Here is a 13,509-nt window from a genome sequence, read left to right as displayed (position 1 = left end):
GGGGGGTGACGACCTTCGGTGGGTGACGACCGTTGGTCGTCACGCTCCCGGCTTTCCGCTGCGCTCGCCGAGCATGGCTCGGCGCTACCAGGGCGCGCGGTCAGGTAGTGACGGCCGCCGGCCGTCATGCCGATCCGGTTGCGGCGTCAACGCGCCAGCAGGCGCGCGTACAACGCCGCGCCGTAATGCGGCGCATGCAGGGGGGCGCGCAGCACGAAGTCCGGGCTGGCCGCGTGCAGCGCGGCGGCGAAGGGGCGCATCAACGCGTCACCGGCACTGAACGCACCGCCGGACCACGACAGCGGCACCGGTTCGCCAGGCTGGAAGCGCAGGGTGACCCGCAACGCCTCGCCGATGGCCGCCAGTTCATGCCCGGCACGCTCGAAGATCGATGCCGCCACCGCATCGCCGGCCAACGCGGCCTGCGATACCAGCGGCGACAGCTGCGCCAGTTCACCGCGCGAGCCATGGCCTTCACCGTACACATGCGCGCAGATGTCCAGGTCGTGCTCGCCCAGTTTGAAGTGTTCGCGCAGGATCGCGTGCAACGGGCCGCGCGGCAGCCGTCCATCACTCATCCGCGAGAACGCGTTCAGGCCCTGCACGGCAATCCAGTACGCCGACCCTTCATCGGAAAACGCTTCGCCCCAGCCTCCCGCGCGTGCCGATGCGGCGCCGCGGCGCCCATAGCCCATGGAGCCGGTGCCGGCGATGATGTTGATGCCATCGGCACAGGCCAGCGAGCCGGCCCAGCCGCAGACCATGTCGTTGTCGCAGGCATAGCGCGCGTGCCCCAGCACCTGTCCGGGAATCGCCTGAAGCAGGGCGGTGGCGCGGCTGTCTTCGCCGTAGGCCGGCAGACCGAAGAAGGCTTGGCCGATGTCACTGCTGCGGGCCTGCACCTGCGCCAGCACCGCCTCGATGCCCGCACCGAGGATCGCGCGCACGCCGTCCAGTCCCACCTGCGGATGGTAGGTGGTGCCCAGCTGGGCTTCGGCCAGCAGCGTGGCCGAATCATCGATCAGCGCGAACCGGGTCTTGGTACCGCCACCGTCCACGCCCAGGTAGAGCGCGGCGGTCATGCGTCCAGCGCGTACAGCTGCACGCCCTGTACCACGCGGTTGACGATGCCGGCCGGGTTCGGATTATCCGGCGTCACGCCGCGCTCCAGTGAATGCAGCAGCGCGTAGAGCTGTGCGGCGGCGACATACGGCCACAGCAGGTCCACGTCTTCGGCACGTTCCAGTCCGTGCACGGCCAGGGTGTGCTCGAGCGCTCCGGCGCGCGGCTGGGCGCTGATTTCGACCACCCGCGCCGCGCAGCCATCCCGGCGCAGTTCGTCGATCAGGTCGTGGTCGTAGCGGCGGGTATACGGGTCGTTGGAGACGAACACGATCACCAGCGTGTTGTCGGTGACGAAGGTCTTCGGGCCGTGGCGGAAGCCCAGTGGGGAATCGAAGCAGGTCACCACCGCGCCATTGGTCAGCTCGCCCAGCTTCAACGTGGCTTCGCGCGCCAGTCCCTGCAGCAGTCCGCTGCCGAGATAGACCACGCGGTCGTGGCGGGCTGCGGCGAGTTCCTGCAGCAGCGGCATCGCGCCTCGGATCACGCCGTCGGTGGCGCTGGAAATCGCTCCGATGCGACCATCCAGCGCCGCAGCCGGCGACAGCGCGGCAAGGGTTGCATACATCATGCAGCTGAAGCTGGAGGTCATGGCGAAGCTGGTGTCGTGGGTCTGCTCGGGCAGCAGCAGGGTCATCGCCTGCGCGACCGGGATGCGGGCCAGCGCACCGGCCGGGTTGCAGGTCACCACCAGGTGGCGGATGTCGCTCACCAGCGATTCGGCCAGTTCCACCGCGGCCAGGCTTTCCGGACTGTTTCCGGAGCGGCCGAAGGACACCAGCAGCAGCGGTTGGCCCGGATCCAGGTACAGCTGCGGCGCGCAGACGATATCGGTGGTGGGCACCGCGTCCACGCGTGCGGCCAGCTGGCGGTCCAGCAGGGGTGCGAGGCATTGGCCGATATACGCCGAGGTGCCGGCACCGGTCAGGATCACGCGCGCGGCGGGATTGTCGACCAGCGTGGCGACGAAGCCGCGCAGCGGGTCGGCCAGCGACGCCACCAGCGCGTGGGTCGCCTGCAGCATGGCCGGCTGCTGGGCGATCTCGCGCGCCGTCCACAGCGCGCCCTTCGCCTCCAGCAGCGGTTCGGGGAATCCGAGGATGTCAGGAGAGGTCATGGTCTTGGCATGCATGGTGGTAGTCATCGAGGACAGCGCTGATGTGGGCCATGGCCAGGGACTGCGGATCGAACGTAGCAGTTCCATTGCGCACTGCGTGCAGGGCATGGGGGAGGTATTGGCTGATGAGCGGAAGCGGCGGCGGATCGGCACGCAGGTTGTCGAACAGCTGCACGCGCGCAGCTTCAATGGCGGAGTCCGGCCAGTAGTAGCGGATGCGGTCGCTGAGGCTGTACTGCAGGTCGGTGGACAGCGCACGTCCGGCGCCGTGGTAGTAGCGCTGCCAGTAGCCCGGCGCCTCCTGCATGCGGCGCAGGGTGACTTCGCGCAGGCGCGCGCGCTTGCCATCCTCGATCCACTCGCCTTCGATCGCATCCAGTGCCCACAGCGCTTCGCGCAGGGCGAAGGTCAGGCCCGGGCCGACCTTCAGGATCGCGAAATGGTCGCGCACCAGCGCGGTCAGCGCATCGCGGGTCTGGTAGTCGGTCGAATGCGCTTCGAACACCAGCCGCGGCACGGTGGTGACCGAGTGGCTGAGCGGCTGCGCCTTGTCGCTGTCGTAGTCGATGACATCGTGGTGGTCGAACTCCACGCCCGGCTGCACCACCGAGGCCAGCACGCGCTGCCAGGCGGCGTCCAGTCCGGCTTCGGCGAAGGCGACCCGGTGCGCCTCGACGGTGGTCAGCGCGGCGGCCGGGGTGGTCAGGGCGAGCCCGTCGATGGCCTCGGTCGCGCCGCCCGGAACCGGCACCTCGGTACCGATCACATACACGGGGGCCTCGCCGCCTGCGCTGGCCCACGCGTCTTCGGCCGCGCGGCACAGGCGCACCGCGCGGCGCACGATTTCCGCTTCGGGCAGCGGCTCCGGATCGCCCTTGCAGGCCATCGAACAATCCAGGTGGATCTTGCGGAAGCCGGCGGTCACGTACTCGGCCACCATCACCTCGGCCTTGTCCATCGCCGTGGCGGCATCCAGCGCGGTCCATGGGTTGGGCCCCAGGTGGTCACCGCCGAGGATCAGCCGCTCGACATCGAAACCCACCTGCGCGGCGATGCCGTAGACGAAGCGCACGAAGTCGGCCGGGCGCATCCCGGTATAACCGCCCTCCTGGTTGACCTGGTTGCAGGTCGCTTCGAACAGCAGCAGCGCCTGGCCGCTGCGCTGCGCGTGGCGCAGGCTGGCTTCGATGACGAGGGGATGGGCCGAGCAGATCGAGGTCACGCCGATGGCGTGGCCCTGCCGGTGCCGCGCGACCAGGTCGAGCAGTGCGTGCATGGGGGAGTCCTTCAGGAAAGAGGGCGTTGTGCCGGTTCGCGCTCGGGTTCGAGCACCAGCAGCAGCGAGGCGACCAATGCCAGCACCAGGCCGACGGTCTTCAACGGACCGGGCACCACGCTGGCGAACAGCAGCGACAGCACGGCGGTGACCAGCGGCGCGCCGGCATTGCTCAGCGGCGCCACCACCATCGCCTTGCCGTGGCGGAACGCATACACCAGGGTGAGCGCGCCGACCGCGTTGAGGATCTGGATGCCGGCGGTCATCCACGGGCCGTCCAGGCCCCAGTTGATCGGTTGGCTGAAGTCGGTCATCGCCAGCGCCACCGGTGCCAGCAGCAGTGCGCCAACGGTCATGTAGGCGAAGATGCTTTCGGCGCGCACGCTGTCGTTGGCCAGCTTCATGAAGTAGGCCTGCAGGCCCCAGGCCAGCATGATCAGCAGTGACTGCACGAACCAGCCCAGGCCGGCTTCACCGCTGCCGAAAGAGAAATCCAGCAGCGGCAGCGCGACCAGCGCCAGCACGATGCCCAGCGTGCCCTGCCAGCCGGTGCGTTCGCGCAGCAACAGGAAGGACAGGGCGATGGTCACCACCGGCGACAGTGAGATCACCGGGAACACGAAGTACGCCGGGCCGATGGTCAGGGTGTGGAACAGCAGCATCTGTCCGCCCGCGCCGAGCAGGCCGATGATCAGGCCATAGCCGATGGCGCGCGGCGAACGCTCCAGCTGCCAGCCGCCGCGCCACAGGATGTACAGCGCCGGCGGCAGCATGGTCAGCGCCCACACGCAGTACACCAGCGTGTCCGGAAAGCCATGCGCGGCCGACAACGGGGACAGCGCGCCCCATACGCCCCACAACGCGACAGTGGCCAGCGCATAGCCGAGCCACGGGCGGCGCCGCGGGGTCACGGACACGGACACGGCGTCGGCACTCATGCCGCACTCCCGGCCGGGGTGGCCTGCAGGAACAGGAAGCGTTCGAAGCGGGCGGGCAGGGTGGCCACCGCACCGCCATCGACCACGCCCAGGTCGGTCTCGTTGAACAGGTCGCGGACCTGCCAGCGACCGGCGGGCAGGCCACGCAGTTCCACCTTGCCGTCCCAGCGCGGGGCATAGAAGGTGTAGTACTGCGCGCCGTCCTTGCGGATGGCGTGGGCTTCGGGCTTGTCGAAGCCGATGTCATACAGGGTGCCGAGATACTCGCCCTTGGGCAGCATGTGCGTGTTGTACAGGCCTACCCAGCGACGCCACAGCGCTTCGCGTTCGTCGGTCAGCACGAAGCCGCCCGGCGGCAGCGGTACCGAAGGACGATCGGTATCCTTGGGCCAGGTGAACTTGCTGGAAATCACTGCGCCGATGCCCACGCTGGACGCGAAATCATCGCGGTTGTCGGACAGCTCCACGTGGTCGCCGGCGTAGCTGCTGCGCTCGCCGATCAACGCCTTGATGGACTTGCCCTTGCTGCGGACCTGCCACGATGACAGCGGGTCCGAAGAGGGGAACTGGTCGGTGGCCGGCAGGTTGTGGAAGGCGAAGGCGGTGCCGCATGGGCACAATTCCACCACCGCATCGGGATTGGCATCATGCGCGGCGCGGTAGATCGCATTCCAGAACGTGGCCAGTCCGGTGACCGAGTCGTCCGGGCTGGCATGTTTGTGCGCGGGGTTGTGGCAGGGTGCCACGGCATTGAGGTGCTGGCCGTCGAGCTTGATGCCCTCGAAGCCCCAGTCGCCGATGGCTTTCTTGACCAGGTCGACGTAGAAATCGATGGTGGGCTGGTAGGCCGGACACTGTGTGAGCGCGTTCCACCAGGTCACGGTCTGGAATGCGCCTTCCTTGTCCAGCAGCAGCATGTCCACGTGGTCGTGCAGCACGTCACTGCCGGGGTCGGCGGCGAGCGGCGCCAGCCACAGCCGGGGCCGCATGCCGTGCCGGCGGACTTCGGCGGTGAACGCGCGCATGTCCGCATCGCCGCGCGGGAACTTGCGCCGGTCGATCTTCCAGTCGCCTTCGTTGGTCTGCCAGCCATCGTCCAGCACGGCCCATTCAAAGCCCAGCTCCTTGGCCTTGGGCAGGGTGGCGTAGATCTGCTCGACGCGGAAATCGCGTTCATAGCCCCACGCGCACCAGATAGGAGCGAACGCCGAATCCGGTGGACGCGGGCCTTCGATGCCTTCGCCGCGCATGAACACCTGGTACTGCTGCAGTGGCGCGTAGAAATCGCCTTCGTGCACGGCCAGCAGGGTGCGTTCGGTGACCAGTTCCTGCCCGGGCGCGAGGGTCAGCGCCTTGGGGGATTCGATTGCGATGGACGCGCCCTTTGCGGTGCGCTTGACCGGCATGTCCAGTGGGCGCGGCACCGGTTCGACGTGGCCCACGGCCAGGCCACCATCGCGACGCCAGATGTTGGCCACCGGCGTGCCGCCGCCGTAATCCGATGAATCCATCGCCAGCGTGTTGCGCTGGTCGAAGTCGGCCGCCAGTGGCTGTACCCAGTCGCGGCGATCGGTGTGGGTGGCGCCGGAAAAACTCCAGAAGCCACCGGGCGCGTCGTCCATCTGGTAAGCGCTGCTGCGCCAGCCAGTCACTTCAAGCGGCGCATCGCCGAGGTTGCGGTAGCGCACCTGCAGCAGCGCCAGTCCGGGCTGGGCGTCGAAGCTGCTGACAGAGACTTGTTTCTCCACACCCGCCGCGCGCGAGCGACCGGTGAACACCACCTGCCTGCCGGCGCCGTGGCGGGGGTCATCCAGCACATGCGCGGTCTGCTCGACCAGCGCAAAGTCGGTGATATCCCCGCTGGCCAGCAGCAGGGCTTCGCTGGGCTGCCAACCGGTGAGCGGTTTACCGCGGCGCCAGACACGCGTATGCATGCGTTTGTCGAAGCCAATGGAGAGCACGGCATCACCTGCGCGGCCATCGGGGGCGGGTGCAGCGGTGGCAGCGCGCACCCAGGGGGCGGCACTCCAGGCCATGCTGCCTGCCACGCTTCCGGCAATCAGCTTCAAGGCGGTACGGCGTCCGATCGGTGGCATAAGCGTCAACCCGGTGGAGATGGCTAGCATTCTGCGCACGCACATCAAATTGATGCAAGCGTTTTGTTGCGATATGGTTCTATCAAGTTTCGTTATGTATAAGCGAGGGCGTCATGCGGTGGAACCTGCGTAGCTGGACCGGGTGTGCGGTGGTCGGAATGGTCGTACTGGCGGGCTGTACGCCAGAGAAAACACCGCCAGAAGAGCCGATTGCGACAGCAACGACAGAGGGGCGGGGCGGGCCGTCCTATGCGATGGCGGACTTTTCCACGGTGCGCAAATTCGACGCGCACGTGCATGCCAACGACCGTGGTACAGCGCTGCTGGAGCAGGCGCGCGCGGACAACTTCGGGCTGCTCTCCATCAATGTGGATTACCCCGACTTCCCCACCCTGCAGGACCAGCGCGCGATCGCTGTAGCGCAGGCACGGCAGGATCCCGGGCACTTCCATTGGGCGACCACTTTTTCGATGAAGGGCTACGGCAGTGAAGGCTGGGCCGGCCAGGTCAACGCCGCGCTGGACCGTGACGTGGCCGAGGGCGCGCGTGCGGTGAAGGTGTGGAAGAACATCGGCATGGTGGAAAAGGATGCGCAGGGCAGGGCGATCATGCTGGATGATCCGTCCCTTTCCCCGGTGGCCGAGCACGTGCGCGCGCTGGACGTGCCGCTGATCGCGCACCAGGGCGAGCCGTACAACTGCTGGCTGCCGCTGGACAAGATGACCACCAACAATGATCGCGAGTACTTCGCCAAGCATCCGCAGTACCACATGTTCCTGCACCCCGAGCAGCCTTCGCACGCCGAGCTGATGGCGGTGCGCGACCGCTTCGTCGCCGCCCATCCGCAGCTGCGCGTGGTCGGTGCACACATGGCCAGCCTGGAGTACGACGTCGACGTGCTGGCAGCCTTCCTCGATCGTTTCCCGCAGGCCACGGTGGACCTGGCCGCGCGCATGAGCCAGGTGCAGTACCAGTCCAACGCTGATCGCACGAAGGTGCGCGATTTCTTCATCCGCTACCAGGACCGGCTGCTGTACGGCACCGACCTGACCCAGTCCCCCGGCGCGGATGCGGCGCAGTTCAAGGCGGAAACGCACGCGGTATGGCAGTCGGACTGGCGCTACCTGGCGACCGGCGAAAGCCAGCGGATCGAGGTGCTTGAGGCGGACGTGGCAGGGCTTGCGCTGCCGCGCGCGGTGATCGACAAGCTGTACTACGGCAACGCGGCGCGCGAGTTCAAGCTGTAAGTCCGGTAGCGCCGAGCCATGCTCGGCGAGCGCAGCGGGAAGCAGAAGCGTGACGACCAACGGTCGTCACCCACCAACAGCAGAAGCGTGACGACCAACGGTCGTCACCCACCGACAGCGGAAAGTCAGCGGCCGTCACTACCGAAGTCCGGTAGCGCCGAGCCATGCTCGGCGAGCGCAGCGGGAAGCAGAAGCATGACGGCCAGCGGCCGTCACTACCGAAGGCGACGATCAGGCCAGTTGCAGGTCCACGCCCAGCGCACGGCAGGCGTCGGCGACCTCGCCGGGCGCGCCGGTGTCGGTGATCAGCGCGTCCAGCCCGGATACCGGGATGATCCGGTGCAGGCAGACCTTGCCGAACTTGGAGCTGTCGGTGATCGCCACCACCGCACGCGCGGCTTCCACCATCTTGCGGTTGAGCATCGCTTCGGGTTCGTAATGCGTGGTGATGCCGCGCTCCAGGTCGAAGCCATCCACGCCCAGGAACAGCAGGTCCACATGCAGCGCATCCAACGCCTCCACCGTCAGCCCACCGTAGAAGGCCATGTTCTTGCGGCGCAGCTCGCCGCCCAGCATCACCAGGTTGATCCGGGTCTTCGGGCTGAGCACGGTCAGCACGCCGAAATCGTTGGTCACCACGGTCAGGTCGATGTCCGGAAGCGCCTCGGCCAGCTGCATCGAGGTGGTGCCCGAATCGATGGCGATGGTGTCGCCTGGCTGCACCATCGCCGCTGCGCGCACCCCGATCCGGCGTTTTTCGTCCAGGTAGGCGGTGCGCTTGGCTTCGTAATGGGGTTCTGCCGCCGGCGCCGGACCCACCGCGCCACTGTCGATGCCGCCGCCGTAGGCGCGCGCCATCACCCCGCGTTCGGACAGGTAGCGCAGGTCCTTGCGCACGGTCTGCAGGCTGACGCCGAACTGCTGGGCCAGCGAGGACACCTGCACGCTGCCGTGCTGGCGTACCAGTTCACTGATCTGTTGACGGCGATGGCTGGTGTCCCGGGTGGCGACCATGCAGAAAGCTCCTTTCAAACGTTCCAGAGTATGGCGGTTTTCGTTACATTTCGCTATTGATGCAAAACGAAACCTCATATACGCTCGGTTTCGTTGTTTCACCAGCCAGGCCCCCACAGCCCGCCGTCCTATGCTTCATGCCTCAGGAGAGAGAGCCCGTGAACGCCGTCCGCCCGCATCGCCACTGTCTTTACCATGGAATTGCCCTTGCCCTGCTGCTGCCCGCCACCGCGTGGTCGCAGCAGGCAACCGAGCCCGCCGCCAGCACCCCGGCAGGGCAGACCCGCGCGGCGGCCGACGACGACCCGATCGACCTGCAGACCGTCCAGGTCAGTGGCGTACGCGCGGCGCTGGCGCGCTCCACCGAGCTCAAGCGCGATGCGTCCACGGTGCAGGATTCGATCAGCGCGCTCGAGCTGGGCCGCTTTCCGGACGACAACGTAGCCGATTCACTCAGCCACATCACCGGCGTGTCGATCACCCGCACCGCCGGGGGTGAAGGCCAGAAAGTCAGCGTGCGCGGGCTGGGCCCGGAGTACACCCTGACCACGTTCAACAACCGTATCCTGGCAACCGACGGTGCCGGTCGCGATTTCGCCTACGACGTGCTGCCTTCCGATGTGATCAGCGGTGCCGACGTGGTCAAGGGCGCGCAGGCCGCGTTGACCGAAGGGGCGATCGGCGGCCTGATCAACCTGCGTTCGGCCAGCCCGTTCGACAACAAGGGCCAGCACGCCATCGTGCGTGCCGAGGGCGACCACAACCAGATGTCCGAGTTGAACGGCCGCAAGTTCTCCGCGACCTACAGCAACACCTTCGCCGATGACACCATGGGCCTGCTGATCGGCGCGGTGTACGCCGAGCGCAAGGACCGCACCGATATCGCCGGCAACGACGGCGGCTGGACCCGCAACCCGGACCCGGCCGACCCCAGCTGGGGGGGCAATGCCTGGGGTGGCAACATCGACCCGAACGGCAACGGCGAACTGGACCCTGAAGAATACGGGCTGATCGCGCCGGGCCAGTTCCGGGTCGGTACGGTGCAGGAAGACAAGAAGCGCAAGGCGTTTTCCGGCAAGTTCGAATGGCGTCCCAACGATGACGTGCGGATCGTGGTGGACGGCCTGAAGACGCGGCTGGATTCGCCGCAGGTGTCCTACCAGCAGTCGTTCTATCCGCTGTTCGCGCCCGGTCGCTGGTCGGACATCAACGTGCAGAACGGCATCGTCACCGGCTTCACCATGGACAACCCGGATCCGGAGCAGCGGATGAACCCGGAGCTGCTCAACCAGACCGAACACCGCGTGGTGGACACCGACCTGTTCGGCATCAACGGCAGCTGGAAGGTCAATGACAGCCTGACCATGACCGGCGATGTGTACCGCTCCACCTCCGAGCGCAAGTCCGGCGGGCAGGACACCTACGTGGTGCTGCGCATGAACCAGCCGAACGTGACCCGCATCGACCTGACCCGCGACGCGGTGCCGAATGTCACCACTACCTTCGATGATGGTCGTGACCTGTCCACCGGCCTGGCCAACGGCCAGTTCAACGACAGCGACTTCAACACGCACTACATGGAACTGCGCGGCGACAACATCAAGGATGAGATCACCGGCGGCACCGTCGGCGGCAAGCTGTACGTGGGCGAGTGGGGCATCGACAGCCTGAACTTCGGCATGACCCGCACCGAACGCAGCAAGCGCCGTGACCTGGTCAACAACACCCTCAACGGCGGTGCCGACTACTACTCGGTGGACAACGCGATCAACGTCGGCGACCTGGGCGGCGGCGTGCTGGATCGCACCCTGTCGCTGCCGAACTTCATGAACAAGGTCGGTTCCCGTTTCCCGCGCAGCTTCCTGGGCTTTGACGTGCCCAATTACCTGGGCAGCCTGGAGGCCTACAACGGCAACCCGCGCCCGGATGGCACGGTCTACGATTTCGCCAACGCCGCGCCGCAGTGGAACCCGCTGGAAAGCTACCGGGTGGAGGAAAAAACCAACGCGTTCTACGTGCAGGCCGACCTGTCCGGCGATCGCTGGAGCGCGGACGTGGGCGTGCGCGTGGTCAGCACCCAGACCCGCGCCGAAGCCTGGGATGCGAAGATCATCAGCATCACCGAGAACGGCGCCTTCAACTACACCGCGCGCTATGCCGACCCGACCCCGGTGCAGCAGGACGGCAGCTACCGCTACATCCTGCCGTCGGGCAACTTCACCTGGCGCTTCACCGATGAGCTGCTGCTGCGGCTGGGTGCGGCCAAGACCATGGCTCGCCCGCCGGTGGACAAGCTGGCCCCGACCAACACCACCGCCAGCGTGTCCTGGGGTGAGTTCACCCAGATCTACGGTGGCAACGTCGACCTCAAGCCGTATACCGCCAAGCAGGGTGACGTGTCGCTGGAGTGGTACTTCGCTGAACAATCCATCGCCAACATGGCGGTGTTCTACAAGCGCATCTCCAACCAGATCACCACCAGCTGGGAGCCGGGCCAGGACATCGGCGTGCCGGGCTATCTGTTCAACGTGATGCGCCCGATCAACGGCGACTACGCCAAGGTGCACGGCCTGGAAGCGGGCCTGCAGCATTTCTGGGAGAACGGCCTGGGTTTCCGCGCCCAGTACACCCGCAACTGGTCCAAGAGCTTCGTCGAAGGCGAAGAGCGTCCGCTGGAAGGCATCGCCCCGTCGGTCTACTCGCTGGGCCTGATGTACGAGAAGGGCCCCTGGTCGATCAGCACCACCGCCGACTACAGCGATGGTTTCGTGACCGCCACCAACGTGCTGGGCGCGGGCTACAACGAACAGGCCGACGAGATCACCTGGCTCACCGCCAGCATCTCCTACGAGATCAACGACATGTTCAGCGTCAGCCTGCAGGGCCAGAACCTGCTGGACGAAGCGCAGACCTACAGCATCAACGGCAACCCGCTGCTGTCGCAGGGCTACTACCGCTACGGCCGTTCGTTCACGCTCGGCTTCAGCGCGCGCTTCTGATCCCGATGGCGTGCCGGCTGGTCGGCCGGCACGCCATGCGCAACGCTGGGCAGATGGTCATCATCGGCCAGTACACTATCCCGTCTTTGCCACGGGGCCCCCGATCATGAAACTGCCTGCCGCAGGGCTGTGTTGCCTGCTTTTCGCCAGCGCGCCCGCGTGGGCCGACACGGTCACTGTCAGCGGAAGGGTCTACCAGGAACGTGACGGCAAGCCCGGGCGCGGTGCGACCGATCCGGGCATGGGCGGGGTGCAGGTCTCCAACGGCCGCAGCATCGTGCGTACCCGTGCCGACGGAACCTATCGGCTGCCGGTCGAGGCCGGCGATACGGTGTTCATCGTCAAGCCCGACGGCTACCGCATTCCGGTCGGTGCTGATGGATTGCCCGCGTTCTGGCGCCACCATGTGCCGCAGGGTTCGCCGGCGTTGAGGTACCGCGGGATCGCGCCGACCACCACGCCGGCCACTGCCTACGATTTCGCGCTTGCCCCTGAAAAGCACGACAACCGTCGTGGCTTCCAGATGCTGGTGTTCACCGACCCGCAGACCGCCACGCGGGGCGACATCGGTTACTACGAGCAGTCCATCGTCAGCCCCTTGGTGGGCAGGACCAGGGCGCGCCTCGGCACCACGCTCGGCGACATCGTCAATGATGATCTGTCGCTGTATCCGGCGATCAACGCGGTGACCGCCCAGCTCGGCGTACCGTGGTTCCACGTGCCGGGCAACCACGACCTGGATTTCGATGCCGGCGACGACGCGCACTCGCTGGACAGCTGGCGTGCGGTGTACGGCCCGGACACCTATGCGGTGGAAGAGGGCGGCGCCAGCTTCGTGTTCCTGGACGACGTGGTCTACGACCCGGCGGCACGGCCGAAGTATGTCGGCGGGCTGCGCGAGGACCAGTTCGCCTTCCTCGGCGACTACCTCAGGGGCTTGCCCCGCGACCGCCTGCTGGTACTCGGCATGCACATCCCGCTGTTCGACGCCGCACCGGGTCGCGAAACCTTCCGCCATGCCGACCGCCAGCGTCTGTTCGAGATGCTCAAGCCCTTCAGCAACGTGCTGGTGCTGAGCGGCCACAGCCATACCCAGCAGCACTACCACCATGGCGCGGCCGATGGCTGGCACGGCGACAAGCCGCTGCACGAGTACAACGTCGGCGCCAACTGCGGCGCGTTCTGGTCGGGGGTCGAGGACCGCCACGGGGTGCCGGACAGCACCATGAGTGATGGCACGCCCAAAGGTTACGCGCTGCTGGACGTGGCTGGAAACGGCAGCTATCGCCTGCAGTACCGCGTGGCCGGTGCGCCGGAGACCGAACAGATCGGCCTGCATGCACCGAAGGTGCTGCGACAGGGGGCCTACCCGGCATGGGGCGTGTTCGCCAATGTGTACATGGGCGAGGATGCCACGCGCGTGGAGTTCCGCATCGACGGCGGCCCCTGGCAGCCGATGAAGCAGGTACGCCAGGGCGATCCACGGCTGCTGGCGGAAAACGTGGCCGACGACCTGGCCCCGGCGCTGCGGGGGTATGACCGTTCGCCGGAAGCCACCCCGTCGCCGCACTTGTGGCGTGGTGCGCTGGCCACCGACCTGGCCGTGGGCGAGCACAAGGTGGACGTGCGCGCGACCCAGCCGGATGGTTCGGTATTCACCGCGAGCACCCGTTACGCGCTGCAGGCGGCCCAGCCCTGAG

At 67.0% G+C, this 13,509-nt stretch carries 9 protein-coding genes; 3 read left to right on the top strand and 6 right to left on the bottom strand.

The genetic code is table 11. From position 1 onward, the window contains the following. Positions 1-146 precede the first annotated feature (146 nt). From ABE522_RS10530 to ABE522_RS10510, 5 genes are read right to left on the bottom strand one after another with little or no spacing between them, the layout of a single operon-like run. On the bottom strand, positions 147-1,082 hold the full coding sequence (locus ABE522_RS10530; protein WP_346591649.1) for an N-acetylglucosamine kinase: 936 nt from the start codon (positions 1,080-1,082) through the stop codon (positions 147-149). Then, positions 1,079-2,239 carry an SIS domain-containing protein gene (locus ABE522_RS10525; RefSeq protein ID WP_346591648.1) on the bottom strand — a complete coding sequence of 387 codons (1,161 nt, stop codon included), beginning with the start codon at positions 2,237-2,239 and terminating at the stop codon, positions 1,079-1,081. The genes ABE522_RS10530 and ABE522_RS10525 overlap by 4 nt, the downstream gene beginning before the upstream one ends. Further along, positions 2,226-3,515, bottom strand: a complete 1,290-nt coding sequence (locus ABE522_RS10520) for a D-tagatose-bisphosphate aldolase, class II, non-catalytic subunit (protein WP_346591647.1) — start codon at positions 3,513-3,515, stop codon at positions 2,226-2,228. Before ABE522_RS10520 ends, ABE522_RS10525 begins: the two co-directional genes overlap by 14 nt. A gap of 11 nt (positions 3,516-3,526) precedes the next feature. Beyond that, positions 3,527-4,453 carry a DMT family transporter gene (locus ABE522_RS10515; RefSeq protein WP_346591646.1) on the bottom strand — a complete coding sequence of 309 codons (927 nt, stop codon included), beginning with the start codon at positions 4,451-4,453 and terminating at the stop codon, positions 3,527-3,529. Then, positions 4,450-6,549, bottom strand: coding sequence for a glycoside hydrolase family 36 protein (locus ABE522_RS10510; RefSeq protein WP_346591645.1), 2,100 nt, complete (start codon positions 6,547-6,549; stop codon positions 4,450-4,452). Before ABE522_RS10510 ends, ABE522_RS10515 begins: the two co-directional genes overlap by 4 nt. Before the next feature lie 272 nt (positions 6,550-6,821). Between ABE522_RS10510 and ABE522_RS10505 the strand changes: the two genes are divergently transcribed. After that, positions 6,822-7,796: an amidohydrolase family protein gene (locus tag ABE522_RS10505; RefSeq protein ID WP_346591644.1), complete on the top strand. Its 975-nt coding sequence runs from the start codon at positions 6,822-6,824 to the stop codon at positions 7,794-7,796. A 231-nt stretch (positions 7,797-8,027) separates the two neighbouring features. Here ABE522_RS10505 and ABE522_RS10500 read toward each other — a convergent pair whose 3' ends face one another. Continuing rightward, entirely contained in the window at positions 8,028-8,810 is a 783-nt protein-coding gene (locus tag ABE522_RS10500) for a DeoR/GlpR family DNA-binding transcription regulator (protein ID WP_346591643.1), read from the bottom strand. 158 nt (positions 8,811-8,968) lie between these two features. On the opposite strand from ABE522_RS10500, the gene ABE522_RS10495 reads away from it, so the two are divergent. Beyond that, positions 8,969-11,809, top strand: a complete 2,841-nt coding sequence (locus ABE522_RS10495; protein WP_346591642.1) for a TonB-dependent receptor — start codon at positions 8,969-8,971, stop codon at positions 11,807-11,809. Positions 11,810-11,915: 106 nt separating this feature from the next. Further along, complete coding sequence (locus ABE522_RS10490; protein WP_346591641.1) at positions 11,916-13,508, top strand: calcineurin-like phosphoesterase family protein; 1,593 nt, start codon at positions 11,916-11,918, stop codon at positions 13,506-13,508. The last annotated feature ends 1 nt before the right edge of the window (position 13,509 follow it).

Origin of the sequence: Stenotrophomonas lacuserhaii (assembly GCF_039674585.1) — a bacterium.
GTDB lineage: Bacteria > Pseudomonadota > Gammaproteobacteria > Xanthomonadales > Xanthomonadaceae > Stenotrophomonas > Stenotrophomonas pennii_A.
This window is presented reverse-complemented; position numbering and strand designations above follow the sequence as displayed.

What these genes read in the sequence shown, in the direction of transcription:
- ABE522_RS10520 (WP_346591647.1), bottom strand. Translation starts at nt 3,515, where the DNA reads ATGCACGCACTGCTCGACCTGGTCGCGCGGCACCGGCAGGGCCACGCC.
- ABE522_RS10525 (WP_346591648.1), bottom strand. Translation starts at nt 2,239, where the DNA reads ATGACCTCTCCTGACATCCTCGGATTCCCCGAACCGCTGCTGGAGGCG.
- ABE522_RS10490 (WP_346591641.1), top strand. Translation starts at nt 11,916, where the DNA reads ATGAAACTGCCTGCCGCAGGGCTGTGTTGCCTGCTTTTCGCCAGCGCG.
- ABE522_RS10530 (WP_346591649.1), bottom strand. Translation starts at nt 1,082, where the DNA reads ATGACCGCCGCGCTCTACCTGGGCGTGGACGGTGGCGGTACCAAGACC.
- ABE522_RS10515 (WP_346591646.1), bottom strand. Translation starts at nt 4,453, where the DNA reads ATGAGTGCCGACGCCGTGTCCGTGTCCGTGACCCCGCGGCGCCGCCCG.
- ABE522_RS10500 (WP_346591643.1), bottom strand. Translation starts at nt 8,810, where the DNA reads ATGGTCGCCACCCGGGACACCAGCCATCGCCGTCAACAGATCAGTGAA.
- ABE522_RS10510 (WP_346591645.1), bottom strand. Translation starts at nt 6,549, where the DNA reads ATGCCACCGATCGGACGCCGTACCGCCTTGAAGCTGATTGCCGGAAGC.